We start from the raw sequence: 23,583 nt of genomic DNA on the forward strand, positions 1-23,583 counted from the left end.
ATATTAAATTTAAGGCTTGTTCAAAACGGCAGTGAATCTCCCAGCTGCGTCCGTTCCGTAAGGTTCGTGGAAGTTTGAGTAGAGAAGTTGGGGAGTGCTTCTCGCAAGCCTTACCGCTCATACAGTACCTCACCTTTTTCTTTTTCCTTGCTTAAGTCGGTTTTGCTGTCCAAGCGATATGACTTTAAAAATAGCTCCTTGTTGTCCTTGGTTTGATGCAAAACTGCGATATAACGCTGACCATCAGGATCAAAACCTTCAATCCAAAGCGTGTGCTGTTGCTGAATATTTTGACGCACAATCAAAACAGCTTGCTCAAGCAAAGTTTGAACATGCAAATAGCTTTTAATATCAAAGCCTGTATTACCTTGGCGGCTAACAGTTTGTTTAATTGCATCATCTTCACTAAACAAGACGACTTGTGTTTTCACACCAAGCATTGCCTGTTGATCACTGGATAGAACAGCGACAGGGTATTTTTCTCCTTGTGCAATTCGTCTCCTTATTTTCACTTTATCGCCTTCAGAGGCATGCCGATATGCCACTGTAGCCACCAACTCTGCAACCTGACCACCTATGCGCTGTAACCAACGCTCAAATACACCATCACGCATATTTTCAGCCACAAATGCTTTGGCAATGGGTTCTGGGTATTTATTTAAATCAGGGAACCAACTTGCTCCAGGCGCACTATCAAAGTCAGTCCGATCACTGTCAAAACTCGGTTCATCATCAGGGCCATTTTTACCCATGGCTTTAAGCTGACGTTCATTAATTGCTTCTACACTGCATTTGCAGCCGTAGCCATTTGGAGGAAAGTTAAATTTCCAAAACTGAGCATCTGCAGGCAATACTAAATTATCCCAACGTTGATGCTGGATGCGAGGGTTCTCAATCGTATTGTGTCTATACCGCCAGTACGGGCGTCGCTTCAACACGACAGGATCAGTCATTTGTTTATAACGACCTGCCGCATGTGATGTTCTCAGATTGGTTTGGTAAATCACTCGTGCACGCCAAGCTTTATAACCTTTGTCGGTATCATTCAGCCATCCGTGTTTAGCAAGAATGTCATCAAAACTATCCTGAAACTGTTTAAACGATTGCCCATCGGCAACCGCCTGATTGACTGCTTGATGTAGATCATTGAGTAGATCCGCTTTCATTGCTCCAGCAACAACAAAAGCACGGTCATGCTGACGTGAAGTGATTTCATTATGTGTTTCAGTAGGCAGATTGATTTTCTGACTCAGAAAGTCAATCTGCTCTTGAAACTGGAGCTGGAAGTCACTCATTGGCTGCTCCACAATCTAAAATAGCTTGTTTCACTCGAATCCAATATGGGTCTGAATAAGAGGCTGAAACCATATATTCATATTCAGCCATTTCAACACTTTCAAACTCTTCAATAATTTTACGGCTTTCAGCCAAGCGTGAATTAATTTCACTCATTTGTCACCTCCGCACGTCCTTCAAGTTCTGAAAGGGTCATTGCCAATTGCATGATTTTAACCATGTCAGATGAATCCATTTCTGAAAACTCAGCCAGTACTGCATCTTGGATATTTTCATAACCATGTGCAGATTGCACAACACGACGCAAGCGATTCACCATGTCATTCAGTGGATCGGCAGCCGCTTGTTCCAATGTTGGCACAACCGCTTCAGCAAAGTCTTGTGCGACTGGGTGATATGCACGTGCATGCTCTGCAAAACTTGCATCAGGTGGTACTTGTTCTAACGGTGGCAGTAAGTCACCTTCTTGGAAGCCGTACTCACGTTCATAGTACTGATTACTAAAACGAGCACCTGCCGTATATAACTTGGCATCACGGTCTGCTTGCTCTATACCACCGTTAGAATCTTCAAAATACTCAAACTGTGGCGATGGTCCACCCCAGTTGTAATCCACAATCCAGTCAATGAGCAATTGATACTGTTCAGCCGTCATTTCACAGTCACCGTCGGCAATATCGGCAGTGACCTCTGAACCTGCGGATGCACTTGCACGGTTTGCCTCTGCTTCCGTAGTTTGGTTCTGACCTAACAATGCAATGTTAATTTCAGATCGACAGTACATGAGAAACTTTTCATATACGTCTGCCGATGCTGACTTCCCAGCCGCTTCAATAATATCAATCTGTGAATTGTCTGGAATCACAGCAACAGCATCTTGCACCATGGCATACAGATTATTAAGCAAGGTCTCTTGTTTGGCTTCATCATAATTATTGCCATATTTGCCAATCACCCATGGGCTGCCGTATTTCTCGGTAAAGCGTACCCAAAACTCCATGCCACCTTGCAGAAATGCCGTTGCCCAAAACACTAAGGCCGCATCTGGCTCACCATACGGATTGTCATAGCTCGCATCTTGGGTTGGCACAAGGTATTTTCTTGGCTCTACCAACAAACCGGTTTGACCTGCATTTTTATCTTTAAAACGCAAGTTATTGTCTGCATCAAAGAAAAACCAATCAGGTGGCATTGCCTGAATATTGGCAGGTAGCCAAGCACCATCGGTATAGGCCCAAGTAATTTCACACGGCTGATAACCAAAGAACGTGGCATCAAACATAGCACCAGTAATTTTATTAGTTTGCAGCTTTTTAAAGATGCTATTGATACGTTCAACCACTAAATCAGATGCGTCATCTTGAACAATACGCCACGCTTTGGCTTTGACCGCAGCTTTGCGACGACGCAAACATCCTTTGACCACAGGATGAGCTTTAATGTCTTTATACGCCTTAATGTCCTTGCCCATTTTTTTCAGTACAGTATCTGGGTTTGGCAATACTGCACCTAATGAGCTATAGCCTGACACCGTGCTACGTGAAGCAATTTGCTGAATGTTTGGCTGGGTTTTTTTTGCTTCTGCAAAGGTGACAAAGTCACCGCCAATATATAAACCTTGTTTGCTCATTAGCGGAATCCTCTTGTCATTTGTCCAGATTGGTAGCCTCTAAGTAATTTTGAAGCGGTACGGGAGCCTTTACTCAAAATATGAGTTTGTGTAGAAACCATATTTAAACTGGCATGCCACATTAGACAGCCACTGGAAGCTCCATCGCCATGACGGAACAAATCAGGGTCTTTTAAGTCTTGGGAGCGTGCTTTATTGACCATTGGAATGCCGTCATATTCTTCAATAGCACGGTGATCTTCTTCTAAATTGTTATCTCGCGGTAAAGTCACAGCGCCATCTTCAAAGGCTTGAATATATTTCGGCATCCATTGTCCGTACCAAGCACGATTAATTTTAATTTGGTGTACAAGATCATGCCCAAACTCGTCTGCGGTGTATTCAGCTAATGTTTCTCCTGAACCTGTTGCATCCATTGAAACAGCGCTCAAATTTGGTAAACGACGCAATACAAACCAAATAATCTGCTCTTGTTGCCGAGTAGGTACTTTGTGCATTTCAATCACAAAAGGTACATTTCGATTAAGCGATTGATCAATTTCTGCTGGAGTAAAGTGGCTAAAGTCGCGATGGCGTGCAAAGTCATGCCCAGCAACATGGCGCAAACTCTTATTCAGTGTATTCAGTACTGGTAAAACGTCCTTATCTAACCAATCCTGCACAAATGCACGACGTTCGGGTTCTGGTTTATTCGTGAAATCATCACTTAATGTTAGACGGAAAACAGGACGTACTTCTGGCATGGCCTGATCAATCCAAACTCCAGGCAAGCGTGAACCCGAACCATCACGTGGAATCGCATCCAACTCTTCACGCATTGCAGCTACACGTGGCCCATAGGCTTTACGAATATCGTTATACCAAGCCTTTTTCCCTTCAGCTGTAGGTTTTTCACCATTCATCATGCAGACACGTTCATATAAACCGTTCGCCACTGCATCATCAAAAGTGATGATCATCACTGCCGCATTTTCACCATACCGTCCAGCCAGAATATCTTCCTGCATTTGATAAAACGGATTCTTTTTTGTGTTATGTGAGCTAATAAGGACGAGTTCACCACCCCAAATTAAAAGTGCGGTTGCAGCATCAAGTACGGCCTGCACATCTTGGTGGAATGCTGCCTCATCAATAATCACGATCCCTTGCAAACCGCGCAAAGATGCTGGTCGGCTAGATAAGGCAACAATCTGGAAGCCACTGGCTAAACGAATACGCCATGCTGTGATTTTTCGAGTTTCGCCATTTTCTTTTTGGTCATCAAAAATAAACTCTTCAATGGATGAAATACCCATAGATTGAGCTTCTGCAATATTTCTCAAAAAGCGCGCACAATAACCAATAAACTCCAGACCTTTTTCTTTGGCGTCTGGGATATAAAACACATTTGCACCACCAGCTTCTTTACGCGATGCAGCGCGAATACTTTTTTCTAAAGCTTCAGCAAATGTTATTCCTGTTCGTCGACCTTTAGCACAAAGCTTAATTTTGGCTTTGATAGATACCCACTCCCGTTGGTGCTTCATCAAAACACCTTCAGCAAGTGGGTCAAAATTGTCTGGAATAGTTCGGACGCTAGGTGGCAACTCCTCCCAGCTTACAGAGCGAATCGTATCGCCCAAAGGTTTGATTGGTTCACTCATTAGCGTACAACCCCCAAGACTTTTTCACGCCAGAACATAGCTTGTTCTGCAGTCATACCTTTGGATGCAACAGCATCGTCCAGATTTTTTTCTTGTTCTTCCAGCAAACGCTGACGTGCAATTGCCTCAACTTCCAAGCGTTGCTTTGTTGATAGTCCACGCGCTTGCATTAATTCCCGTGAAGCTTTTGCTAGGGCTAATGCATCTTTAATACTGAGTTCAATTGAGCCATCAGGGTCTTCTTGATTGCCTTCCAATCGATCTAACACAAGGTTATTAATCAAGGTGGTGATACCTTGAACCATAAATGCACCAGCTTTATCGTCTTTATCTTCACCTAACTCAGTGACCAAAACCTCAGCTGCGGCTTGGACTTCACGCATTCTACGTGCATGTTCAGCAAAGTTCTTTTTTGCTCGCCCCAGTGCAGATCGGCTAGGAATACTTTCGACAGGGAACTCTGCACGAATTTCATCTAACATTTCATTCAATGTTAAACGGTCTTCACGCAGCAAACGCTCAATCAGTTTGCGCTGTGGTTCTGTAAGCTTTTTCAAGAATGACATAGACCGCTCCTATACCGATGGGCGCTGAATGCCTGGTACTTTGGCGTAACCCAATACAACATCTTGACCACGAGGCAACAGCTTCACAACCATGACCGCTTCATCCAGTTCAATGGCAATACAGCCTTGCTCTTTAAGCCAATACAACTCGGTTTTCACTTGGTCTCGGCTAAAGCTAAGTCCCCAGCGAATTAAATGGCTGTAAAGTGTTGAACTATTGCCACGATAGCTAGGCAATTCATTTAACAAGCGAAGCAGCACTAAGCGCATTTCTTCTTTTAAGTGATTTTCAAAGCTCATATATCCTCACTTCTTATTTTCCATCAGCCAATTTTCAATACGGGTAACACCGCGCTGAACACTTACAATGTTTGAGTTTGCTGAGTTCAATTGGTTTTTCATTGAATTAATTTCACCCTCAACCCGTGCAATATCAATTTTTGAGGGCATATCTTTCACTGCATTTTCTAGCTCAACCACACGCACATGCAGCTCTAACAACTCTTTAGCAGATGCACTATGTTTATTGATGATCCATGCATAAATACCAATTGCAGTCACCACAACCCATTGCACCTCAGCAAAGCCAAGTTTTAAAAAATCAAACATGATTAGACTCCTTATCCAAGAAGTCTTGTTGACGTTTTTGGTTGATATAACGGCCTAAAATACCTAATACGGCGAATATGGCAGTGATTGTTGATTGCGTGTCTGCAGGCAATGTGGCAATGAGTTCTGGCGGTAGCGCATCATAAAATGCCTGTACCGCAATGATTAAAGCAAAAGCAATGTTGCTAAACCATTTCCAACTATTTTGCCAGTCTGGAACAACCCATCCCGAACTAAACTGTTGTTGGGAAATAGACTGTTTTAACACTTCAATTTCATGGTTGTGTCGGTTTTGCTGGGCCGTAATTAAGCCACTGTAAAACCGTTTTTTATCTTCAACTGCTTGCTGAACAGCTAAATCCACTTTTTTCTGCACTTTGACCGATTGTGGTACTTTGCGAGCTACTTTTTTCATGCAAAGTCCTCCACGGCATAGCGTAAATTGTCAACCATCCGATTCATCCACCCACGTCCAAAAGTCGGGAATGTAGAAATACGGGTATAAAATGAAATGCGTTCAGCATTGAACATCTGAACGAGATCGGCTGTATCTAGCTGACGGATAGCAGCAAGACTCACAGCCCCAATAATGCCGTCATCCTTCACTTTAATCGTTCGTTGTAGAATTTTTCGGGCGTTCAATAAGCCATGATTGACCGCTGCATCAAACAATTGATACGCCAAGGCAAAATCAAAGTTTTCACAGCTCATAGCATCCCAATATTGGGACTTGTAAATTTTTTCAACTACGGTCATTGGAATCGTGCGCATAGAACCATGGTAGCCATAGCTTCGTGCTGTACTTTTCGTAATACCGAAATTGGTTTCACCCCCAGGATCAGACGGATGGTTTACGTAACCACCTTCGTGTTTAAGCACTCGTTTGAGTGACTTTTGAAAGTTTTTAGACATTAAAAAGCCCCTAACTTTTATGTTAAGGGCAGTATGTGTTTTGGGGTGAAAAAGGTCTTTTAAACTGGTTTAAGGTTATTACATCGGCGGTGGTGCAGATTGTAGCATGAGTGGTTTTTCTTGTTCCGTATTGTATTCATTGACTACTCGATCCATAGATTGTTGCATAAGATTAGTAGTTTTATTGTTTTTAATTTCAACTCGGCTCATTTGACCCAAAGCCATTTGAGTTTCTCTATAAGTTCTAACACTCGCATGCACATCATTATTTACTCGTGCAAGCTGAAAAACAATCAACTCCTCTGGAATAGTTGAATACTTATTGCCAATCACAGCTTGGGTCAAGACAGCATTCATACCTTCCATTGTACGGCTACACACAACTTTATTGTTGTTAGCCTCTTTAATAGCATGACCCTTTTGATTACAAGCATGCACAAATCTATTTTTAATATCTTCTAATTGAGCACCTTTAAATACACCCTCAGCATATCCAGAAGTTGTTGTTTTATTGAGTGGCACTTGAGCACAACCAGAAATCAAAGCCACACCCAATAATATGCTTATTTTTTTCATATCCCCATCCTTACATATAGCTTATAAATTTCCATCACTTGCCGACGCAAATTTGCGGGCGTTGCTTGTGCAAAAACATTCTACTTTAGGTGATTTAAATCACCCAACTTATCATTTTTTTTAACACCGTACTCCAAATAAAGAAATGGGAAGAAAGCAGCGCAGAACAATACAAACCCAAATCCAAAAATAAATAAGCACAGCATTGTTGCCCAATAATCGTGCATAAAAAAAGAAAGCAAAATTATAGACAGCAATAAAATTACACCAGAACCGAACATCACCCAATCGAATAAATTCTGCATCTGTACACGTGAAATACCATAATTATTGACGGTATATGTTGCCTGAAAACTATCAATATTGTACTTATGAGTATTTTTAACACCCACAATAGAGCTGTTTTTCTGCATTTTCTCTACAAAAATATCAACATTTTGATCCATATCCATCTCCGCAGCTATCTATTCTTAATCCCAACAACAGTTCCTTTACGCATTTTTTTAACTTTTACTGTTGAATTTTGAGTAGAGCCAAAGTTATTAGTCTGCTCATTGTTATCGCCAATTTGCTGCCCGCTAACATTATTATTCTGATTACTCACGCTACCAACAGACATTTCCTCACTGCCTAGCAACAACATCAAAATTTTATTGCGTGTTTCAAAGCTAGCTTGACGAATTTTATCTAGCATAAAGACTTCATCTGCAGACAATGCACTAGTCGAGCGATTACCAGTTAATAAGTAATTAACATCTACTCCAACCTTTATAGCTTGCATTAAATAATTAGCATCAGGAAAGCGTTCGCCTTTCTCATAATTAAATTGAGCTAACTTTTTAACACCACACAACTCACCCAGTTCAGCTTGGCTAAGGCTAAGTTTAATGCGTTCTTCTTTCAATCGACTAGAAAAATTATCCAAAAACATACCGTAAAAACCTTGACGTTATTCAAATGAATAACTACTATCTCATTTAACACAACTTAATACGTTTTTTTACGCACCTATAGGAGCACAACAAATGACTGTTAAAACCGTTGAACAGGTCAAAGCTGAATACAACGCAAAAGGCATCACTTTTGCCTCAGTCGCCAAACAACAAGGCTGGCGCAGACAAGACGTTTACAAAGTCCTCAACGGCCAAACCAAAGGAAACTTTGGTATCGCACATGACATTGCCGTGTTTTTTGGCTTAAAACCTTCCGCAAAAGAATAGCACCTTTTTGCACCATAACAAATAAAGGGAATCCATTTATGAGTGATAACAACATAATTTCCGTAGTTTTATTTTCGCTCATCATTTTCAGTTTTGCAGGATGGTACATGGCTGAAGCGGACAATGAAATTCTGCGTGCTGAACTTTCAATTTATGCAAATCATGAGGTACGGAAATGAGCACCATTAAATCTGCTGAAAAAGTACTCAAAGTTTTATTCGCCTTGCGTGGTAACTACATTTTTGGAGTAAGCAACAAGCAATTAGCTGAAAGTTTAAACGAAAATCCTACTTCAATTACTCGCTCTCTACAAACACTAGAAGCCAATGGTTGGGCTGAGAAAAGAGACAACGGCAACTACGCACCAAGCATAAAAGCGGTTCGTTTTTCCACTGCCTGTAAAGAAGAATATGACCGTGTTCAAGCACGAATTGCTGAGTACAAACAGCGATTAGAAACACAATTTTAAAGGATTATTACTATGAGCGAAGAATTAATACCATTAGATAGCGTCAACCCTCACACAAAATCTATAGTGGGACTAGCAACACAGCTTGGTTATGACGGTGATCTAACTGTAGGTGCACTTGAAGATGGAATTCGTCTTTATCAACGCAGAACTATGGAAGATTTATTTGAGTTAGGCAAACGCTTACTACTTCTAAAAGAACAATGTCAGCATGGGGAGTTTATCAACCGTGTCGAATTACTTGGTTTTGATAGAAGTGTTGCCCGAAAACTTATGACAGCAACGTTGAAATTTTCAAATGTGGAAACGTCTCCTCTTTTAAAGGCTACTAAGACGCAATCAAAACTATTAGAACTTATTGTTCTTGATGAAGATGAAGTAAATATTCTAGAACAAGGTGGAAGCATTGGTGATGTCAACTTAGACACGATTGAAACCATGTCTGTACGTGAGCTTAAAAAAGCATTACGCGAAGCAAAAGCAGACAACACTGCAAAAGATCAGCTCATTCAAAAGAAAGACCAAAAAATTAATGAATTGGATGCAGAGCTGACCAAGGCAAACAGTCCAGTTGAAATTCAAAAGCGTGCTGAAACCGAGCAACAACAGTTGGCAAAAAAAGCATTGGAAGAAGCCAATGTCGCATGTCTAACGATGCATAACGACACTGTCCGCTTTACCAATCATGTGAATTCAATTCTGGAAACAATCAACGAGCATGAGTTGTATGACATTCAAGAGCAACTTGAAGCAAGTGTTGTTGCTGCATTTCAGCAAATCGCACAAACCAGCGTTGAACTTGGTATTCAAATCGACTTTCAAGCAATGGTAAATCCTGAATGGATGTCAGCTGTCCAGTCCGATTTTGACCCTGCTTCAGAACTGGAGTCTTAATCATGTCAAAACCAAACTTAGCGGTGCAGGATTATTTACGCGATGTAGCGTCCAAGCTCACGAGTGCTGGGTTTGGCGAGAAAGGCCCTATTGTCGAAACAGCTTGTGAACACCTGCAAATTAGCAAAGCCCAACTTTATCGTGACCTTGAGACAGTGGGTTTTAAAACTGAGCGCAAACAACGCTCAGATAAAGGCAAATCCATTCTGTCTGTTGAAGTTGCAGAAACCATAGGTGGCATGGTGCATGTAGCAACACGTGCAAATGGTAAGAAAACGCTGCCAGTGACCACAGCCTTAGACATTCTAATTGCTGACGGTAAAGCACCTAATGTTTCTGCCGCCACAGTAGCACGTGTCATGAAACAGAATATGTGTCACCCAAAACAGTTGGCAACGCCATCTGCACACACTCAGCAAAAGTCGTTACACCCGAACCATGTTTGGCAAATCGATGCTTCTGTCTGCGTTTTGTTTTACCTTCCACGCGGTGGTATGCAAGTCATGGATGAGAAAAAGTTCTACAAGAACAAGCCAGCCAATGTGAAGAAAATTGAGAATGACCGCGTGATCCGTTACGTCATTACCGATCATTTTTCAGGTTCGATCTATCATGAATATGTCTACGGAAGTGAAAGTGCAGAAAATCTGACAGAAGTTTTTTTGAATTGTATTCAAAAACGCTCAATGCAAGAGCCGATGCATGGTGTGCCTTTTATCCTTTATACAGACAAAGGCTGTGCCAACACTTCTGGGCTATTTAGAAACTTACTTGAACGCTTGGACGTGACCTTTATTCCACACGCAACAGGAAATTCCAGGGCGAAGGGTCAAGTGGAAAATGGCAACAATATTGTCGAAACACAATTTGAAGGTCGCTTGCGTTTCATCAAGATTGAAAGCTTAGAGCAGCTCAATGCTACAGCAGAAAAGTGGCGCTTGATGTGGAATGAAACTCACATCCACAGCCGTACTAAGCGTTCACGTAATGCTGTTTGGCAAAGCATTACACCTGCTCAATTACGCATTGCACCACCACTAGAACTTTGCCAAGAGCTGCTGAGCACTTCACCTGTAGAGCGCACTGTCGCAGCCAATCTTACTGTCAGTTATGCAATCAAAGGTTACGGCTCGAATGATTATGACGTCCGTCATGTTGAAGGTGTCTACCCAAAAGCCAAGCTGAAAGTTGTTGTAAACCCATACCGTGCGCCATCCATTGATGTGATCACTAAAGATGAACATGGTACTGAGGTGATTTACACCTGCGATCCATTACAAGTGGATTGGGTGGGCTTTAGACCAGATGCGGCAATTATTGGAGAGGAAATTAAAGCAGCACCACAAAGTACGATTGATGAGAACCGTAAACGCATCATCAAGAAAGCTTATAACGCAGACACATTAGAACAAGTAGATAAGGCTATTGCCAAGAAACAGCCTGCTTACGACGGTCAGCTCAATGTAATGGCAGATGTGCAAGCAACTGAAGTTCCGACCTATCTTCCTCGCGCTGGTGAGCAAATATCAACACCTCAACAACGTCGTGAAGTTGCACCACTGAACTACATCCAAGCAGCCAAGGCGATCAAGGGCTTCGTTGGTGATGCATGGACTGCTGAACACATGCAAATGCTGAAAACCACATATTCAGACGGCAATGTGCCACAGGAAGATATTCCATTTTGGGTTGAACGTATTCAGTCCAGCGGTGGAAAACCGAAATTACGAGTAGTTGGAGAGTAAAGCATGAATGCACTGAAAAAATTATTGAAAGCAAATGACATTTCGCAAAGCTCTCTTTGTAAACCACTGGGAGTAAGTACAGCCACAATCAATCTTTTTGTGAACCATGGTCAACGACCAAAAAAGAAACCTGAACAATTCCAGGCGCAGTTCATAGAGCTTCTTGAAGCAAAAGGGATTGCAACAGATCAAATTCAACAAGCATTAACTGCCGCACCCGACGCTGAAGACGACCAAGACTCAGCGGGTGCAGCAACTCAACACGAGGAAGAGCAACTTATGCTACTACGTAAACAAACATTAACGCCAGCGGCAAAAAAACAATTTAAATTGTTCAAAAACATTTTTGCTGAAGATATTCGTGATGCTTCTGAGCTGTATTGCAACAACGACATTAATTATGTGCGTGAAAGCATGTGGCAGGCAGCCAAAGGCAATTCATCTTTCATTGCAGTGGTGGGTCAATCAGGTGCAGGCAAATCAACATTACGTGAAGAATTGCATGATCGCATTGAACGTGAACGCGAACCTGTTGTCATTATTGAACCGTATGTACTTGCCACAGAAGATAACGACATTAAAGGCAAAACTTTAAAGTCTGTACATATTGCTGAAGCCATTCTTGCTGCATTGGCGCCAAGTACAAATGCTAAGCGCTCACCTGAAGCACGTTTTCGTCAGATTCATAACCTGCTCAAAGAAAGCAGTCGCGCTGGGCATCATCATTTACTCATTATTGAAGAAGCTCACAGCCTGCCTATTCCAACGCTGAAGCATCTCAAGCGCTTTCTTGAGCTGAAGAATGGTTTCACACCTTTGCTTAGCATCATCCTAATCGGTCAGGACGAATTGAAAATCAAGTTGGCTGAAAACAATCAGGAAGTACGCGAAGTGGTGCAACGCTGTGAAATCGTGACACTTGAACCGTTCACCCAAACCACGTTAGTCGATTATCTGCAGCACCGTTGCAAAGCTGCAGATCGCAAGCTGAGTGACTTCATTGATGAGTCTGGGCTTGATGCCATTTGTGCCAAGTTGACTCGCAATGTTGGACGTAAAAATCAACACGAAAGCCTTTTGTACCCCTTGGCCGTAGGCAACCTTTTAACAGGTGCTTTAAACGGTGCTGCAGAACTTGGTGTCCCTGTTGTTACAGGTGACTTGGTAATGGAGGTTTAAACATGGTATTCACATTTAAAGCAGCAATGCTGATCAATATTCCAGTTTATGTATTTTGCACTGCTTTTGTTGCAGTGCTTGGAGGCTGCCATGGTTGATTTAGTCGATATGGCTGAAGAGTTTCGTGCTCAACAGATGCAGGCATCAATCAATTCACGTCAGCAATTTACAGCAGTGAGTGAAATGTACTGCGAAGACTGTGCTGCAGAAATTCCAGTACAACGCAGAGCGATTGGCGGTGTGACACGCTGTATTCAATGTCAGACCAATTTTGAAGCTAAACAAAAGCATTTTAGATAGGTAGCCAATATGAATACCAAGCAAAAACGCCAACAGTTTTCAAAAGATTTGGACAAGTTGATCAGCGGAAACTATGTGCTCGTTCCCAAGGAGCCAACTCAGGAAATGCTAAACGCAGGTCACATCGTAATGAACCCTGTTAAAGGGTCAGACGTTCATGCTTATACCAATGCAAAACGTCGCGAATGTTATCAAGCAATGATTGCAGCAGCCCAGACTCAAGCAGCAAATGAGGTGACTTTCGATCTTTTTGTACCTGTAATTTTAACCCATCAAGAGAACTGCTCATGAAGACAAGATGCCCAGCTTGCGGAGCTACCTGTAGCTTAGATGCCTTGCTTGGTCATAGCGACGCAAGCCAAGCATTTTTAGCTTCACTTAATTTAACAGGTGATTTAGCAAAGCCTCTGGTGAAGTACTTGGCAATGTTTCGTTCAGAAAATCGTGATCTAACATTTGAGCGCACAGCAAAGTTACTCAACGAGTTGGCTGGTGATATCAACTCGAAGTCTATCCAGCGTAATCGCCTTACGCATCCTGCGCCTAAAGCGGCATGGGTGTGGGCAATTACAGTCATGTTGGAACGTCGTGACCAAGGGAAATTGCAATTACCACTTAAAAACCATGGCTATTTATACGAGGTGATTAGCTCATTTAAACCAGAAAATGCACCTGCACCAAGTACAGATTCTAAACCTACTTATGTACCAAGAACCAAAGATGAACTAGATCAGTCAATGCGAGAGCACGAACGTCAAAAATTCCAAAAACCAGCACTTAGTTTGGCTGAACTTATGTCTAAAACAATGGAAGAGAAAAAGGTTATTGAACAAAGCTCATTAAATGGAATTCCACAAAATCAACTTTTCGCCTATGTCGATCAGAACCGACAACCAGGTGAATCAATCAAAGACTGTTTTGACCGCTTAAAAGCCGCAGAACAAAACCAAGAAGGAAAAACAGCATGAATATGCCACTACAAATCCCCGAAGGTTATTGGGAAAACTCACAAGGCTCTCTGGTACCTGAATCCAATGTTAAAGAGATTGACAAATTACGCGATCAAACCGTGCGACGTATTTGGGAACTGGCCGAGGCATTAAATCAAGAAATGCAAAAGTTCAAGACCCAGGCTTTTGCTGACGTTGCCACGTTTGTCCAAATCTCTGCCGACCAATATGGCGCAAAAATTGGTGGTACCAAAGGTAATGTACAACTTTTAACTTTTGATGGTCGCTTGAAAATTCAGCGCAACATTGCAGAGCGCATCACCTTTGATGAACGCCTACAGGCGGCTAAACAACTCATTGATGAATGTCTCAAAGAGTGGACGGAAGATGGCCGAGATGAAATTAAAGCCATTATTAATAATGCTTTTAATGTCGATAAAAAAGGAGAAATTAGCACTACAAAAATCCTTGGATTAAAGCGCATCGAAATTAACCACCCTAAGTGGATTGATGCGATGCAAGCAATCTCTGACAGCATCAACATCGCTGGCAGCAAATCATATTTACGCTTCTATAAACGCAATGATGAGACTGGTGAATACATTCCAATGTCTCTTGACTTAGCAACTATCTAAAAAGGAAATCGCAATGAATAAAGCAGAACTAATTAAGCAAATGGCAGAACTTTCAGGTTTAACTCAAGCCCAAGCAACTGCCGCACTTCAAGCCTTTGAAACTTGTGTAACTGACACACTCGCAAATGGTGAAACTTTGGAACTCAAAGGATTTGGCACATTCAAAGTGACTGACCGTGCTGCACGCACTGGCCGCAATCCACAAACAGGTGCAGAAATTCAAATTGCTGCATCAAAAGTTCCAACTTTCAAAGCAGGCAAAGTACTTAAAGAGGCGGTGAACTAATGGAAAACCAACACAAAATGATTAAAGGCTATCGTGATCTTTCGTTAGAAGAAGTCGGTTTAATGAATCGCATAAAAACTAAAGGCGCCGAACTACTTGCACTGCAAGAAGAGTTAGCCAATCGCTTAGATACAGACTTTGAGTCTAAACAAGCAGAGGCAAAGCGTTCTCAGTGTGCTCCAAATGATTTCTCCAGCGTTGAGTATCAAGAATTCAACCGATTTAAGTCGGCTGAACCACAACGTTGGGCGGCAATTGGTAAGACTGACATTCAGACGGGAATTATGGCCTTAGTACGTGCTGTAGCACAACCGACAACTTAAGCGAAACACAGGCACTCGTGCCTGTGTCTGCCAGATGTCGTGATCTGGTACTGATGAGCAGCGAGGTTTACATGATTATTAAAACTGAAGATCAAGAACAACTTCCACAAGAAGTTATTGATGCAATTAAGGATGTGCCATGAATAAACAAGCCGTTATTGAGAAAATTAAAAAGTGTTTAGCACTAAGTAAATCAGCTAACCAGCATGAAGCTGCTGCTGCTTTACGCCAAGCTATGGCTTTTATGCAGAAATACAAAATTGATGCCAATGATCCAGAGCTTTTAGGTATTGCTGAAGCCTCAATTTTAGGCAGCGGCTCACAAAAACCAACTGTATTTGAAGCAGTACTTGCAAACTCAATTGCGAAAATGATGGGCTGCAAAGCTATTCTCAGCGGTGATATCAAAATCACAAAAGATTTGCATTTTAAAAAAGTAGCCTCTTGGACGTTTATTGGTTTTGATCCAGCACCAGAGATTGCCAGCTATGCATTTGATGTCTTGTACCGTCAACTAAAAAAAGCTCGCAGCGTTTTTATTTCGGAAAACTTAAAGCGAGTTCAAATCAAAGCCAATAAAGTTAAACGTGCTGATCTATTTTGTGAAGGCTGGGTGCTTGAAGCAACCAAACTGGTCTCAGAGTTAAATCCTAACAAAGATGAGATGGATCAAATTCAAGCTTACGTTCAGCAAAAACATAACGTGCGTAATAGTGAACCTACTGACCGTAATAAAAAGACAAACACCAACACAGACCGTTATCACAATGACCTACACGCAGGTCGGCAGGCTGGGAAAAATGCAAAATTAAACAATGCAATGAATGGTGGTACTCCATTAACGAAATTAGGAGTTTCAACATGAAAGAGTTAGTGAACTGGTTAACTGTACTTGCATACTTTGCCGTATTTTTTATGGGTTTAGCGAGCTGTTTTAAAGAGGCAAAACTTGCCTGGATTACACGCAACAACACAGGTTTAACGACATTTGAAAAACGTGCCTACAAATTAAAAATAGGCGTTTCACTATCACTTGCGTTTCTAGCGATTTTGGGTTTGTTCCAAGCGGTAATAGGTGTTTGATATGGCTAAATTCAATAAAAGAACAAAATTAATCCAGCTGATTCATATCGGTAAGACTCAGTTAGGCTTAGATGATGAACTTTATCGCGAGGTACTTGAGAGTTGTACAGGCAAAACCAGCTCCAAATTATTAAATATTAAACAGCTTGAGGCTGTATTAGAGCGTATGAAACTGCTCGGCTTTCAGGTCGAATCAAAAGATAAAACTGGCGTAAAAAACCTTGCCAGTGATGCACAGAGCAAATTAATCCGCCATTTATGGCTGCAACTACATGAGGCTGGTCAAGTCCGTAACAGCAGCGAAAAAGCTTTGGCAAAGTTTGTAGAAAATAAAGTCGGTGTGAGCGCACTTCAATTTTTGAGTACGAAAAATGCTGACATGATCATCACGCATCTACGCCAATGGTGCAAACGTTGTGGCATAGAACGTTTAAACCCACAAACTTAATGATGAATAAGGAGAGCTGCCATGTCTAAGCCAGAAAAACGCCAAGGTCAATTTAGTCGACGTGGCAGTGCATTACTTATTGATCTCAAGGATCATACAGCTACTCTTCTAAAAGAGGCTAAAATTGACGACTCTAAATCAGAGCAGGTGGCCAATGAATTAATGCTGCACATCAGCAGCCACTGGGGTGGCCAAATGCTCTATATTGGCAAAGACCATGCATTTCACGCCGATAAGCGTGACTTGCAAATTTATAATGAGTTTAATGGCAACAACCATTTTGAACTGGCTGAAAAATTTGATCTAACTGTGGTCTATATCTACAGAATCGTAAAACGCATGGCTGAAATTGAAAAGAAACGTCGCCAAAGAGACCTTTTCGAGGATTAAATAGGATGCTATCCTAGTTTCATCCTCTGAAAAGGTTTTTCAAATCACATCCCACTTTATCCCATCAAATCCCGCAAAATCCCACAATTATCTCAACATTCTTTATTATTTATATTATTAGTTATCATTCACCTGGTTTGGGATATGAGCCTCCACCGACCAATGCCACAGCAGAAGCGGTATGATGTGGGGCACGAAAGGGACGCTGTCCAAACGTATGCGGGCTATTCGCCACAGAATAGATGCTGGCAACTTCTAAATTTTCCTGCATATTCAATGGCGGTAAAATACTGGAAAGCCGAGATGCCAATAAGGTTTTACCTGTACCGGGTGGGCCTTTGAATAGCAATGAATGTCCACCTGCTGCTGCAATTTCCAAAGCGCGTCGTGGGCGCAATTGGCCTTTCACATCGACCAAATCAAATGCGGAGTGTGATAACTGTGGCTGTGCAGTCGCGATGACTTTATCTAAAGGCTGGTTTTGTGCCAAATGTTCGCAAACTTGTTTTAAATGTGTGGCGGCAAAGACTTCAAAGTCTGGCAGTTGTGCAGCTTCTTGTGCATTTTGTTCAGGTAAAACCAAACGATGCTGTGCCTGTTGGCAGGCAATCGCAATACTGAGTGTGCCTGTGGTGGGGCGTAATTGACCATCTAAAGCCAATTCTCCAATAAATTCTAAACCGTCAGTGCTCTGTTCGGGCAATTGTCCCGATGCAATTAAAATACCTAAGGCGATGGCTAAGTCTAAACGCGACCCATCTTTGGGCAAGTCGGCAGGCGCTAAATTAATGGTTAGACGTTTGGTTGGAAATTGAAAACCACTATTAATAATGGCAGAGCGTACCCGGTCTTTACTTTCACGTACGGCAGCTTCGGCTAGACCAACTATGGTTAAAGAAGGTAAACCTTGACTTAGATGGACTTCAACTTCAATTGCAGGGGCGTGCAAGCCGAGCAACCCCCGCGTATACACTTTGGCAAAAGACATTTTTATTATGATCCGTTTTGGTGCGTTATTTTTATAGGTGTTTGGTCTTTTATGGCACTCAATTGGTGCTTATTTTTTGATCTGGATCTTTTGTTCTAGCATTTCAACCTGTTTTAACAATTCATTTAAACGTAAGTTGGCATTATTGAGCGCAGTCCGTTGACGTTCTAGCTCATCTTGCGAGACTAAATCCATTTTTGTGACCGCTTCATTGAGCAAAGCACGTAAATTATGTTCTAAATCTTTTTTAGGTTGTTCAATTTGTTCCAAAATGGCTTGTAATAAAGTTTCAATCATTGTTGTTTCCACAAAGATGGAGAAAGGTAGGCAGTGTAGCACTGGTCTTGAATAGACTATAGCATTTCAGACGAAATATGGATTTATTCGATGAGTAAAATCGTAAATCTTCTAGTAAATATGTCTATTTTTTGAAGATCAAAACCATATAAATGTATAAAATAAGGTATAAAGAAAACTCATGTCAGGGTTTCTAATTTCCCCCGACCTTAGAACTTTGGCATGGAATTTGAACATAAAACCTTACTGGTGAATTAAGCCGAAGGAAAACACACATGAAGCTCGTAACTGCAATTGTAAAACCCTTTAAATTAGATGATGTGCGTGAAGCATTATCTGAAATTGGTGTTCAAGGGATCACCGTAACAGAAGTCAAAGGCTTCGGTCGCCAAAAAGGTCATACCGAACTATATCGTGGTGCTGAATACGTCGTTGACTTCTTGCCTAAAGTTAAAATCGAAATCGCAATTAGCGATGAAATGGTCGATTCGGTGATTGAGTCAATCACTCGTGTTGCTAGTACAGGCAAGATTGGTGATGGCAAAATCTTTGTGACTAACCTCGAACAAGTCATCCGTATTCGTACAGGTGAAACGGGTGCAGACGCTGTTTAAAAAATGGCATGAAGTTTGCTGAGTACCTAATAACTCACAAAAACAAAGGTCGGGGGACACAAATGAAAAAAATGCTACTCGCGCTGAGTCTATCAGGCGCACTTCTTGGTGGTTCTGTTGCTTGGGCTGAAGAAGCCGTAACAGCCACCGCACCAACTTCAGATGTTGCAGTGCTTGAAACTGCCGAAACATCTCCTATCGAAACACCAAATGCAACAGAAGTTGCAGCCGTAGCAGAAGTCAGCACGACTGAAGCTGCTGAACCAGAAGCTGTATTAGATACAGGCGATACCGCTTGGATTTTAGTTTCGACTGCTTTAGTTTTACTCATGACCATTCCTGGTTTGGCACTGTTTTATGGCGGTATGGTACGTAAGAAAAACGTACTCAATACTATGGCCTATAGCTTTGTAGCAGCAGCCGTGGTCAGTATTGCCTGGGTCGCAGTGGGCTATAGTTTGGCTTTTGGTGAAGGTAATGCCTTTATTGGTGGTCTAGACAAAGTCATGCTGGCGGGCATTGGTACCGATGCGCTCAGTGGCAGTATTCCTGAAATTCTATTTGTGATATTCCAAATGACCTTTGCCATCATTACTGTGGCCATTATCAGTGGTTCAATTGCAGAACGAATGAAGTTTGGTGCCTTTGTTGCCTTTATCGCGATCTGGGTGGTCGTGGTCTATGCACCAATTACCCACTGGGTATGGGGTGGTGGTTGGTTAGGCAATGATGGTGCACTTGATTTTGCTGGTGGTACTGTTGTTCATATTAACTCGGGTGTTGCAGGTTTGGTTGCTGCATACATGTTGGGCAAACGTATGGGCTTGGGCCGTGAATCTATGGCTCCGCATAACCTGACTTTGACTGTACTGGGTGCCAGTTTACTCTGGGTGGGCTGGTTTGGTTTCAACGGTGGTTCTGCTTTAGGCGCGAATGGTGCAGCGGGTTATGCCTTAGTTGTGACTCAAGTGGCAGCCGCAGCCGCAGCAATCGCATGGCTTGTTGTTGAAAAACTGGTACGTGGTAAAGGTTCGGTATTAGGTGCTGCATCGGGTGCTGTTGCAGGTTTGGTGGTGATTACTCCAGCAGCAGGTTTTGTGACTGTTGGTGGTGCATTAGCGATGGGTTTAATTGGTGGTGTGGTCTGTTTCTGGGGTATTACTGCCTTAAAACGCGCCCTGAAAGCTGATGACTCTCTAGATGCCTTTGGACTACATGGTGTAGGTGGTATTGTCGGTGCAATTTTAACCGCCTTCTTTGCCAGCGAGTTTATTATGGGCGATGCTGCACCAAGCAACTTGATGAGCCAACTTTGGGTGCAAGTTGAAGGTGTGTTAGCGACCATTGCTTACTCAGCTATACTGACTTTCATCATCTTAAAAGTAATTGATCTAACCATCGGTATTCGTGTGGCTGCAGAAGATGAGCGTATGGGACTCGACTTAAGCCAACATGGTGAACGTGTAGAATAATCTAGACAGCACATAATCAATATATTGTGTAAAACAGCCCTTCGGGGCTGTTTTTTTTCTATATGTTGCGTAAAACTCTACAAAGTTTGGAAATTTTGCTACACTGCATTTTCATTTAAATTTGTGCAATTAAACCGCTATGCATTGTCCATTTTGCAACACTGCAGACAGTAAAGTGATTGACTCACGTTTGGCGGCAGAAGGCTGCCAAATTCGCCGACGTCGTGAGTGTATTGGCTGTGGTGAACGCTTTACCACCTTTGAAAGTTATGAAGTGGTCATGCCTCGGGTAATTAAATCCGATGGTAAAAGTGAGCCTTTCGATGAAGCCAAGTTGCGTCGTTCGCTAATGCATGCTTTGCAAAAACGTCCTGTGACCCAAGAGCAAATTGAAACGGTACTTAGTGACATCCAACTGCAAATTCGCCGTTTGGGAGAGCGTGATGTGAAATCGCGTACCATTGGTGAAATTGTTATGCAGGCTTTATTTGCATTGGATCATGTCGCTTATGTACGTTTTGCCTCGGTGTATCAAGACTTTCAGGATGTCGAAGCGTTTCGCCGTCAAATTGAACAAATGCAGTTACGTGAGCAATAAATTCTCATGTCAGCAAAAAGCAGACAACATCTGAATATGACTGAATTCACTTCCAATTTACCTCCCAATGATCTTTTTTGGATGCGTCGTGCGATTGTATTGGCACGTTTGGGGCAATACAGCACCAAACCTAATCCAAATGTCGGCTGTGTGATCGTTAAAGATGCACAATTGTTGGGCGAAGGGCATCATCCGCGTGCAGGACAACCGCATGCTGAAGTGTTTGCTTTACGTCAAGCGGGTGAACAGGCACGTGGTGCAACAGCCTATGTAACTTTGGAGCCGTGTGCGCACTATGGACGCACTCCACCTTGTGCCAAAGCGTTGGTCGATGCAGGCGTGGTCAAAGTGGTAGTCGCTTGTCCAGACCCAAATCCATTGGTAGCAGGTAAGGGCGTTCAAATTTTAAAAGATGCGGGTATTCAGGTTGATGTCGGTGTGGCAGAAGCTGAAGCGCGTCAGTTAAATTTAGGCTTTTTAAAAGCCATGGCTACGGGCATGCCCTATGTGCGTTTAAAAGTAGCTTCAAGTTTGGATGGTCGCACGGCAATGGCTTCGGGTGAATCTAAATGGATTACTGGCACAGCTGCCCGTGCTGATGTGCAGCATTGGCGGGCAATCTCTGCTGCAGTATTAACGGGTATCGACACGTTACTGGCCGATGACTGTCTGCTTAATGTACGCCACTTAGCGAGTGTAGATGACACTCACAGCGTGGTACAACCCAAACGGATTATTTTAGATCGCCAAGGCCGTTTGCCTTTGAGCGCACAAATTTTGCAGCAGCCTGAAACGGTGATGGTGATGGGACCATATCGTGCAGAGTTGGCAGCCTTAGGCGTGATACAATTGGAACCGCAGCCTTTAGCAACCTTACTTGCCCAATTGGTACAACAACATCAAATTTATGATGTATTGATTGAAGCGGGAGCAACCTTATCGACTGCTTTCTTGCAGGAAGGTTGGGTAGATGAAGTGATCAGCTATGTGGCACCTACATTGTTAGGGAGCTCGGCTCGTACCATGTTTAATGCAGAATTTGAGCAGATGTCAGAGCAACTTCGATTTAAACTTTACGATGTCACTCAATTGGGTGATGACGTGCGCCTTAGGTTAATTCCTTCTCAAGAGACACTATGAGTTCAGAGTCAACGGTTTATCATAAACGCCGTCATGCGGCACGCACCACTGATGAGTATTTATTTCATCAGTTAGTGCCTTATTTGGGCAATAAACGCCGTTTGCTGCATCTGATTCTAGAAGCGCTTGAACAGACAGGAACGCTGCATCCTAAAAATGGTCGTGCCCCAATTTTTGCCGATTTTTTTGCAGGTTCAGGAGTGGTATCACGTTTGGCGCGCCAAAATGGTTATCGAGTGATTGCCAATGATTGGGAACCGTACAGCCATGCCTTAAACCATGCGATTTTGGCCTGCACTGAAGCACCTGCGTTTAAAGAATTAGGTGGCTATCAAAAAGCCATTGATTATTTGAACCGTTTGCCTGAAGTAAAAGGCTGGGTGACGCATAATTTGTGTCCGCGCAATGACGAGATTTATGACCCAAGTCGTGACCGTTTGTTCTTTAAACGTCGAAACGGCATGCGCATAGATGCGATTCGTCAGCAAATTGCCACGTGGCAAGCGCAGGGTGCCATTGATGATGTCGAAATGTCAGCATTATTGGCACCGTTGCTGTATTCTGCCAGTTTTGTCAGTAATACCAGTGGAGTGTTTAAAAGCTTCCACCATGGCTGGGGTGGCAAAACTCAAACTGCGCTCGAAAGAATAGAATCGTTATTGTGGCTCACGCCAAGTCGTTTTTGTGAGATTGGCGAACCGAATAAACCTGCTGCAGAAATGTGGTGTGTCGATGCACAGCATCTCGCTAATCAAATGAGTGGTTTTGAGGTGGATGTGGCATATTTAGACCCACCGTATAATCAACATGCTTATAGCAGCAACTATCATGTCTTAAATGCCTTAACCTTATGGGATCAGGTCGATTTACCAACCCCAGACACCAAAGGTTTTAAAAGTGGTATTGATCGAGCATGGCGCAAAGAACGTCCAAGTCCATACAACTCATCCAAGTACGCCAAAGAGGCGTATGAAACCTTATTGGACACCATTAATGCACGTTTTATTCTAACCAGTTATTCTACTGATGGTAATATTAGTGCCACAGACTTGTTGCAAGCCAATTTAAAACGCGGTCGAGTGACGTTATTGACGCAAGATGTTCCGCGTTATCGCGTGAGTAAACAGCGTCAGTCCGAGCGGGCGCGCGTACTAGAATTTATTGTGATTACTGATACGCATGCCAAGTCCGGCCCACCTATTCGCCAGTTATTAGGACAACTCTACCACTTTGCAGAATTGGGTGGTGTAGACACCTCAGGCGTGAGTACCCAATTGGCGTTGTGGTAAATCCAGAAATCCTCAGTGAATGAGAGAAAAG

General features: G+C 42.6%; 33 protein-coding genes, 1 other RNA gene and 1 pseudogene. 21 read left to right on the forward strand and 14 right to left on the reverse strand.

All coding sequences use genetic code 11. From position 1 onward, the window contains the following. Positions 1-110 precede the first annotated feature (110 nt). The 12 genes from LZP46_RS01115 to LZP46_RS01170 all read right to left on the reverse strand — a co-directional run bounded on the left by LZP46_RS01115 (position 111) and on the right by LZP46_RS01170 (position 8,163). The gene (locus tag LZP46_RS01115) at positions 111-1,295 is read right to left on the reverse strand and encodes a phage head morphogenesis protein (protein WP_236094396.1); all 1,185 of its coding nucleotides are present in this window, start codon (positions 1,293-1,295) and stop codon (positions 111-113) included. Then, positions 1,288-1,452, reverse strand: a complete 165-nt coding sequence (locus tag LZP46_RS01120) for a hypothetical protein (protein ID WP_236094397.1) — start codon at positions 1,450-1,452, stop codon at positions 1,288-1,290. The genes LZP46_RS01115 and LZP46_RS01120 overlap by 8 nt, the downstream gene beginning before the upstream one ends. After that, positions 1,445-2,926: a DUF935 domain-containing protein gene (locus LZP46_RS01125; protein ID WP_236094398.1), complete on the reverse strand. Its 1,482-nt coding sequence runs from the start codon at positions 2,924-2,926 to the stop codon at positions 1,445-1,447. Before LZP46_RS01125 ends, LZP46_RS01120 begins: the two co-directional genes overlap by 8 nt. Then, a complete protein-coding gene (locus tag LZP46_RS01130; RefSeq protein WP_236094399.1) occupies positions 2,926-4,569 on the reverse strand; it encodes a hypothetical protein in 1,644 nt (547 codons plus the stop codon). The genes LZP46_RS01125 and LZP46_RS01130 overlap by 1 nt, the downstream gene beginning before the upstream one ends. Then, positions 4,569-5,135, reverse strand: coding sequence for a phage protein Gp27 family protein (locus LZP46_RS01135; protein WP_236094400.1), 567 nt, complete (start codon positions 5,133-5,135; stop codon positions 4,569-4,571). The genes LZP46_RS01130 and LZP46_RS01135 overlap by 1 nt, the downstream gene beginning before the upstream one ends. Positions 5,136-5,144: 9 nt before the next feature. Next, positions 5,145-5,435 carry a VpaChn25_0724 family phage protein gene (locus tag LZP46_RS01140; protein WP_236094401.1) on the reverse strand — a complete coding sequence of 97 codons (291 nt, stop codon included), beginning with the start codon at positions 5,433-5,435 and terminating at the stop codon, positions 5,145-5,147. Between the two features lie 6 nt (positions 5,436-5,441). Then, positions 5,442-5,744, reverse strand: coding sequence for a DUF2730 domain-containing protein (locus LZP46_RS01145; RefSeq protein WP_236094402.1), 303 nt, complete (start codon positions 5,742-5,744; stop codon positions 5,442-5,444). Further along, positions 5,737-6,159, reverse strand: a complete 423-nt coding sequence (locus LZP46_RS01150) for a DUF7940 domain-containing protein (RefSeq protein WP_236094403.1) — start codon at positions 6,157-6,159, stop codon at positions 5,737-5,739. Before LZP46_RS01150 ends, LZP46_RS01145 begins: the two co-directional genes overlap by 8 nt. After that, positions 6,156-6,656, reverse strand: a complete 501-nt coding sequence (locus LZP46_RS01155; protein ID WP_236094404.1) for a glycoside hydrolase family 108 protein — start codon at positions 6,654-6,656, stop codon at positions 6,156-6,158. Before LZP46_RS01155 ends, LZP46_RS01150 begins: the two co-directional genes overlap by 4 nt. A 78-nt stretch (positions 6,657-6,734) precedes the next feature. Beyond that, positions 6,735-7,232, reverse strand: a complete 498-nt coding sequence (locus LZP46_RS01160) for a hypothetical protein (RefSeq protein WP_236094405.1) — start codon at positions 7,230-7,232, stop codon at positions 6,735-6,737. 80 nt (positions 7,233-7,312) lie between these two features. Then, complete coding sequence (locus tag LZP46_RS01165) at positions 7,313-7,678, reverse strand: hypothetical protein (RefSeq protein WP_236094406.1); 366 nt, start codon at positions 7,676-7,678, stop codon at positions 7,313-7,315. Between the two features lie 14 nt (positions 7,679-7,692). Then, positions 7,693-8,163, reverse strand: coding sequence for a helix-turn-helix domain-containing protein (locus tag LZP46_RS01170; protein WP_236094407.1), 471 nt, complete (start codon positions 8,161-8,163; stop codon positions 7,693-7,695). Between the two features lie 94 nt (positions 8,164-8,257). Here LZP46_RS01170 and LZP46_RS01175 point away from each other — a divergent pair, with 94 nt between their 5' ends. The 16 genes from LZP46_RS01175 (at position 8,258) to LZP46_RS01250 (ending at position 17,154) form a co-directional block, all read left to right on the forward strand. Beyond that, the gene (locus tag LZP46_RS01175) at positions 8,258-8,452 is read left to right on the forward strand and encodes a DNA-binding protein (protein WP_236094408.1); all 195 of its coding nucleotides are present in this window, start codon (positions 8,258-8,260) and stop codon (positions 8,450-8,452) included. 175 nt (positions 8,453-8,627) lie between these two features. After that, entirely contained in the window at positions 8,628-8,921 is a 294-nt protein-coding gene (locus LZP46_RS01180; protein ID WP_236094409.1) for a MarR family transcriptional regulator, read from the forward strand. Positions 8,922-8,933: 12 nt separating this feature from the next. After that, complete coding sequence (locus tag LZP46_RS01185) at positions 8,934-9,815, forward strand: DUF3102 domain-containing protein (protein ID WP_236094410.1); 882 nt, start codon at positions 8,934-8,936, stop codon at positions 9,813-9,815. A 2-nt stretch (positions 9,816-9,817) separates the two neighbouring features. Next, complete coding sequence (locus LZP46_RS01190) at positions 9,818-11,560, forward strand: transposase (protein ID WP_236094411.1); 1,743 nt, start codon at positions 9,818-9,820, stop codon at positions 11,558-11,560. A gap of 3 nt (positions 11,561-11,563) precedes the next feature. Next, positions 11,564-12,739: an AAA family ATPase gene (locus LZP46_RS01195; RefSeq protein ID WP_236094412.1), complete on the forward strand. Its 1,176-nt coding sequence runs from the start codon at positions 11,564-11,566 to the stop codon at positions 12,737-12,739. A 90-nt stretch (positions 12,740-12,829) separates the two neighbouring features. After that, positions 12,830-13,039, forward strand: coding sequence for a TraR/DksA family transcriptional regulator (locus tag LZP46_RS01200; RefSeq protein WP_442863518.1), 210 nt, complete (start codon positions 12,830-12,832; stop codon positions 13,037-13,039). Between the two features lie 9 nt (positions 13,040-13,048). Continuing rightward, complete coding sequence (locus tag LZP46_RS01205; protein ID WP_236094413.1) at positions 13,049-13,330, forward strand: hypothetical protein; 282 nt, start codon at positions 13,049-13,051, stop codon at positions 13,328-13,330. Continuing rightward, positions 13,327-14,007, forward strand: coding sequence for a DUF2752 domain-containing protein (locus LZP46_RS01210; RefSeq protein WP_236094414.1), 681 nt, complete (start codon positions 13,327-13,329; stop codon positions 14,005-14,007). The genes LZP46_RS01205 and LZP46_RS01210 overlap by 4 nt, the downstream gene beginning before the upstream one ends. After that, positions 14,004-14,624 (forward strand): DUF3164 family protein, encoded by a 621-nt coding sequence (locus LZP46_RS01215; RefSeq protein ID WP_236094415.1) that lies wholly within the window; start codon positions 14,004-14,006, stop codon positions 14,622-14,624. The genes LZP46_RS01210 and LZP46_RS01215 overlap by 4 nt, the downstream gene beginning before the upstream one ends. A 13-nt stretch (positions 14,625-14,637) precedes the next feature. Continuing rightward, entirely contained in the window at positions 14,638-14,910 is a 273-nt protein-coding gene (locus LZP46_RS01220) for an HU family DNA-binding protein (protein ID WP_236094416.1), read from the forward strand. Next, positions 14,910-15,233, forward strand: a complete 324-nt coding sequence (locus LZP46_RS01225) for an Acb2/Tad1 domain-containing protein (protein ID WP_236094417.1) — start codon at positions 14,910-14,912, stop codon at positions 15,231-15,233. The genes LZP46_RS01220 and LZP46_RS01225 overlap by 1 nt, the downstream gene beginning before the upstream one ends. Then, positions 15,232-15,300: hammerhead ribozyme type II (locus LZP46_RS01230), an RNA gene on the forward strand. Before LZP46_RS01225 ends, LZP46_RS01230 begins: the two co-directional genes overlap by 2 nt. A gap of 72 nt (positions 15,301-15,372) precedes the next feature. Next, a complete protein-coding gene (locus LZP46_RS01235) occupies positions 15,373-16,098 on the forward strand; it encodes a DUF2786 domain-containing protein (RefSeq protein ID WP_236094418.1) in 726 nt (241 codons plus the stop codon). Then, a complete protein-coding gene (locus tag LZP46_RS01240) occupies positions 16,095-16,316 on the forward strand; it encodes a hypothetical protein (protein ID WP_236094419.1) in 222 nt (73 codons plus the stop codon). The genes LZP46_RS01235 and LZP46_RS01240 overlap by 4 nt, the downstream gene beginning before the upstream one ends. 1 nt (position 16,317) lies before the next feature. After that, positions 16,318-16,764, forward strand: coding sequence for a gp16 family protein (locus LZP46_RS01245; protein WP_236094420.1), 447 nt, complete (start codon positions 16,318-16,320; stop codon positions 16,762-16,764). 21 nt (positions 16,765-16,785) lie between these two features. Continuing rightward, positions 16,786-17,154 carry a Mor transcription activator family protein gene (locus tag LZP46_RS01250; RefSeq protein WP_236094421.1) on the forward strand — a complete coding sequence of 123 codons (369 nt, stop codon included), beginning with the start codon at positions 16,786-16,788 and terminating at the stop codon, positions 17,152-17,154. A gap of 127 nt (positions 17,155-17,281) precedes the next feature. Here LZP46_RS01250 and LZP46_RS01255 read toward each other — a convergent pair. Further along, positions 17,282-18,142: pseudogene (locus tag LZP46_RS01255) on the reverse strand (YifB family Mg chelatase-like AAA ATPase); the annotation flags it as partial. A 69-nt stretch (positions 18,143-18,211) separates the two neighbouring features. Then, complete coding sequence (locus tag LZP46_RS01260) at positions 18,212-18,439, reverse strand: accessory factor UbiK family protein (RefSeq protein WP_236094422.1); 228 nt, start codon at positions 18,437-18,439, stop codon at positions 18,212-18,214. 275 nt (positions 18,440-18,714) lie between these two features. On the opposite strand from LZP46_RS01260, the gene glnK reads away from it, so the two are divergent. The 5 genes from glnK to LZP46_RS01285 all read left to right on the forward strand — a co-directional run bounded on the left by glnK (position 18,715) and on the right by LZP46_RS01285 (position 23,552). After that, positions 18,715-19,053, forward strand: a complete 339-nt coding sequence (gene glnK, locus LZP46_RS01265) for a P-II family nitrogen regulator (RefSeq protein ID WP_004650081.1) — start codon at positions 18,715-18,717, stop codon at positions 19,051-19,053. A 62-nt stretch (positions 19,054-19,115) separates the two neighbouring features. Further along, on the forward strand, positions 19,116-20,525 hold the full coding sequence (locus tag LZP46_RS01270; protein WP_236094423.1) for an ammonium transporter: 1,410 nt from the start codon (positions 19,116-19,118) through the stop codon (positions 20,523-20,525). 139 nt (positions 20,526-20,664) lie between these two features. Next, positions 20,665-21,123: a transcriptional regulator NrdR gene (nrdR, locus tag LZP46_RS01275; RefSeq protein WP_179991343.1), complete on the forward strand. Its 459-nt coding sequence runs from the start codon at positions 20,665-20,667 to the stop codon at positions 21,121-21,123. A 36-nt stretch (positions 21,124-21,159) separates the two neighbouring features. Beyond that, positions 21,160-22,263: a bifunctional diaminohydroxyphosphoribosylaminopyrimidine deaminase/5-amino-6-(5-phosphoribosylamino)uracil reductase RibD gene (gene ribD / locus LZP46_RS01280; protein WP_236095152.1), complete on the forward strand. Its 1,104-nt coding sequence runs from the start codon at positions 21,160-21,162 to the stop codon at positions 22,261-22,263. Continuing rightward, positions 22,260-23,552: a DNA adenine methylase gene (locus tag LZP46_RS01285; RefSeq protein WP_236094424.1), complete on the forward strand. Its 1,293-nt coding sequence runs from the start codon at positions 22,260-22,262 to the stop codon at positions 23,550-23,552. Before ribD ends, LZP46_RS01285 begins: the two co-directional genes overlap by 4 nt. Positions 23,553-23,583 lie beyond the last annotated feature (31 nt).

Origin of the sequence: Acinetobacter sp. SCLZS86 (assembly GCF_021560715.1) — a bacterium.
Lineage (GTDB): Bacteria > Pseudomonadota > Gammaproteobacteria > Pseudomonadales > Moraxellaceae > Acinetobacter > Acinetobacter towneri_A.

Coding starts and splice junctions, on each gene's coding strand:
- LZP46_RS01115 (WP_236094396.1), bottom strand. CDS start 1,295: ATGAGTGACTTCCAGCTCCAGTTTCAAGAGCAGATTGACTTTCTGAGT.
- LZP46_RS01120 (WP_236094397.1), bottom strand. CDS start 1,452: ATGAGTGAAATTAATTCACGCTTGGCTGAAAGCCGTAAAATTATTGAA.
- LZP46_RS01125 (WP_236094398.1), bottom strand. CDS start 2,926: ATGAGCAAACAAGGTTTATATATTGGCGGTGACTTTGTCACCTTTGCA.
- LZP46_RS01130 (WP_236094399.1), bottom strand. CDS start 4,569: ATGAGTGAACCAATCAAACCTTTGGGCGATACGATTCGCTCTGTAAGC.
- LZP46_RS01135 (WP_236094400.1), bottom strand. CDS start 5,135: ATGTCATTCTTGAAAAAGCTTACAGAACCACAGCGCAAACTGATTGAG.
- LZP46_RS01140 (WP_236094401.1), bottom strand. CDS start 5,435: ATGAGCTTTGAAAATCACTTAAAAGAAGAAATGCGCTTAGTGCTGCTT.
- LZP46_RS01145 (WP_236094402.1), bottom strand. CDS start 5,744: ATGTTTGATTTTTTAAAACTTGGCTTTGCTGAGGTGCAATGGGTTGTG.
- LZP46_RS01150 (WP_236094403.1), bottom strand. CDS start 6,159: ATGAAAAAAGTAGCTCGCAAAGTACCACAATCGGTCAAAGTGCAGAAA.
- LZP46_RS01155 (WP_236094404.1), bottom strand. CDS start 6,656: ATGTCTAAAAACTTTCAAAAGTCACTCAAACGAGTGCTTAAACACGAA.
- LZP46_RS01160 (WP_236094405.1), bottom strand. CDS start 7,232: ATGAAAAAAATAAGCATATTATTGGGTGTGGCTTTGATTTCTGGTTGT.
- LZP46_RS01165 (WP_236094406.1), bottom strand. CDS start 7,678: ATGGATCAAAATGTTGATATTTTTGTAGAGAAAATGCAGAAAAACAGC.
- LZP46_RS01170 (WP_236094407.1), bottom strand. CDS start 8,163: ATGTTTTTGGATAATTTTTCTAGTCGATTGAAAGAAGAACGCATTAAA.
- LZP46_RS01175 (WP_236094408.1), top strand. CDS start 8,258: ATGACTGTTAAAACCGTTGAACAGGTCAAAGCTGAATACAACGCAAAA.
- LZP46_RS01180 (WP_236094409.1), top strand. CDS start 8,628: ATGAGCACCATTAAATCTGCTGAAAAAGTACTCAAAGTTTTATTCGCC.
- LZP46_RS01185 (WP_236094410.1), top strand. CDS start 8,934: ATGAGCGAAGAATTAATACCATTAGATAGCGTCAACCCTCACACAAAA.
- LZP46_RS01190 (WP_236094411.1), top strand. CDS start 9,818: ATGTCAAAACCAAACTTAGCGGTGCAGGATTATTTACGCGATGTAGCG.
- LZP46_RS01195 (WP_236094412.1), top strand. CDS start 11,564: ATGAATGCACTGAAAAAATTATTGAAAGCAAATGACATTTCGCAAAGC.
- LZP46_RS01200 (WP_442863518.1), top strand. CDS start 12,830: ATGGTTGATTTAGTCGATATGGCTGAAGAGTTTCGTGCTCAACAGATG.
- LZP46_RS01205 (WP_236094413.1), top strand. CDS start 13,049: ATGAATACCAAGCAAAAACGCCAACAGTTTTCAAAAGATTTGGACAAG.
- LZP46_RS01210 (WP_236094414.1), top strand. CDS start 13,327: ATGAAGACAAGATGCCCAGCTTGCGGAGCTACCTGTAGCTTAGATGCC.
- LZP46_RS01215 (WP_236094415.1), top strand. CDS start 14,004: ATGAATATGCCACTACAAATCCCCGAAGGTTATTGGGAAAACTCACAA.
- LZP46_RS01220 (WP_236094416.1), top strand. CDS start 14,638: ATGAATAAAGCAGAACTAATTAAGCAAATGGCAGAACTTTCAGGTTTA.
- LZP46_RS01225 (WP_236094417.1), top strand. CDS start 14,910: ATGGAAAACCAACACAAAATGATTAAAGGCTATCGTGATCTTTCGTTA.
- LZP46_RS01235 (WP_236094418.1), top strand. CDS start 15,373: ATGAATAAACAAGCCGTTATTGAGAAAATTAAAAAGTGTTTAGCACTA.
- LZP46_RS01240 (WP_236094419.1), top strand. CDS start 16,095: ATGAAAGAGTTAGTGAACTGGTTAACTGTACTTGCATACTTTGCCGTA.
- LZP46_RS01245 (WP_236094420.1), top strand. CDS start 16,318: ATGGCTAAATTCAATAAAAGAACAAAATTAATCCAGCTGATTCATATC.
- LZP46_RS01250 (WP_236094421.1), top strand. CDS start 16,786: ATGTCTAAGCCAGAAAAACGCCAAGGTCAATTTAGTCGACGTGGCAGT.
- LZP46_RS01260 (WP_236094422.1), bottom strand. CDS start 18,439: ATGATTGAAACTTTATTACAAGCCATTTTGGAACAAATTGAACAACCT.
- glnK (WP_004650081.1), top strand. CDS start 18,715: ATGAAGCTCGTAACTGCAATTGTAAAACCCTTTAAATTAGATGATGTG.
- LZP46_RS01270 (WP_236094423.1), top strand. CDS start 19,116: ATGAAAAAAATGCTACTCGCGCTGAGTCTATCAGGCGCACTTCTTGGT.
- nrdR (WP_179991343.1), top strand. CDS start 20,665: ATGCATTGTCCATTTTGCAACACTGCAGACAGTAAAGTGATTGACTCA.
- ribD (WP_236095152.1), top strand. CDS start 21,160: ATGACTGAATTCACTTCCAATTTACCTCCCAATGATCTTTTTTGGATG.
- LZP46_RS01285 (WP_236094424.1), top strand. CDS start 22,260: ATGAGTTCAGAGTCAACGGTTTATCATAAACGCCGTCATGCGGCACGC.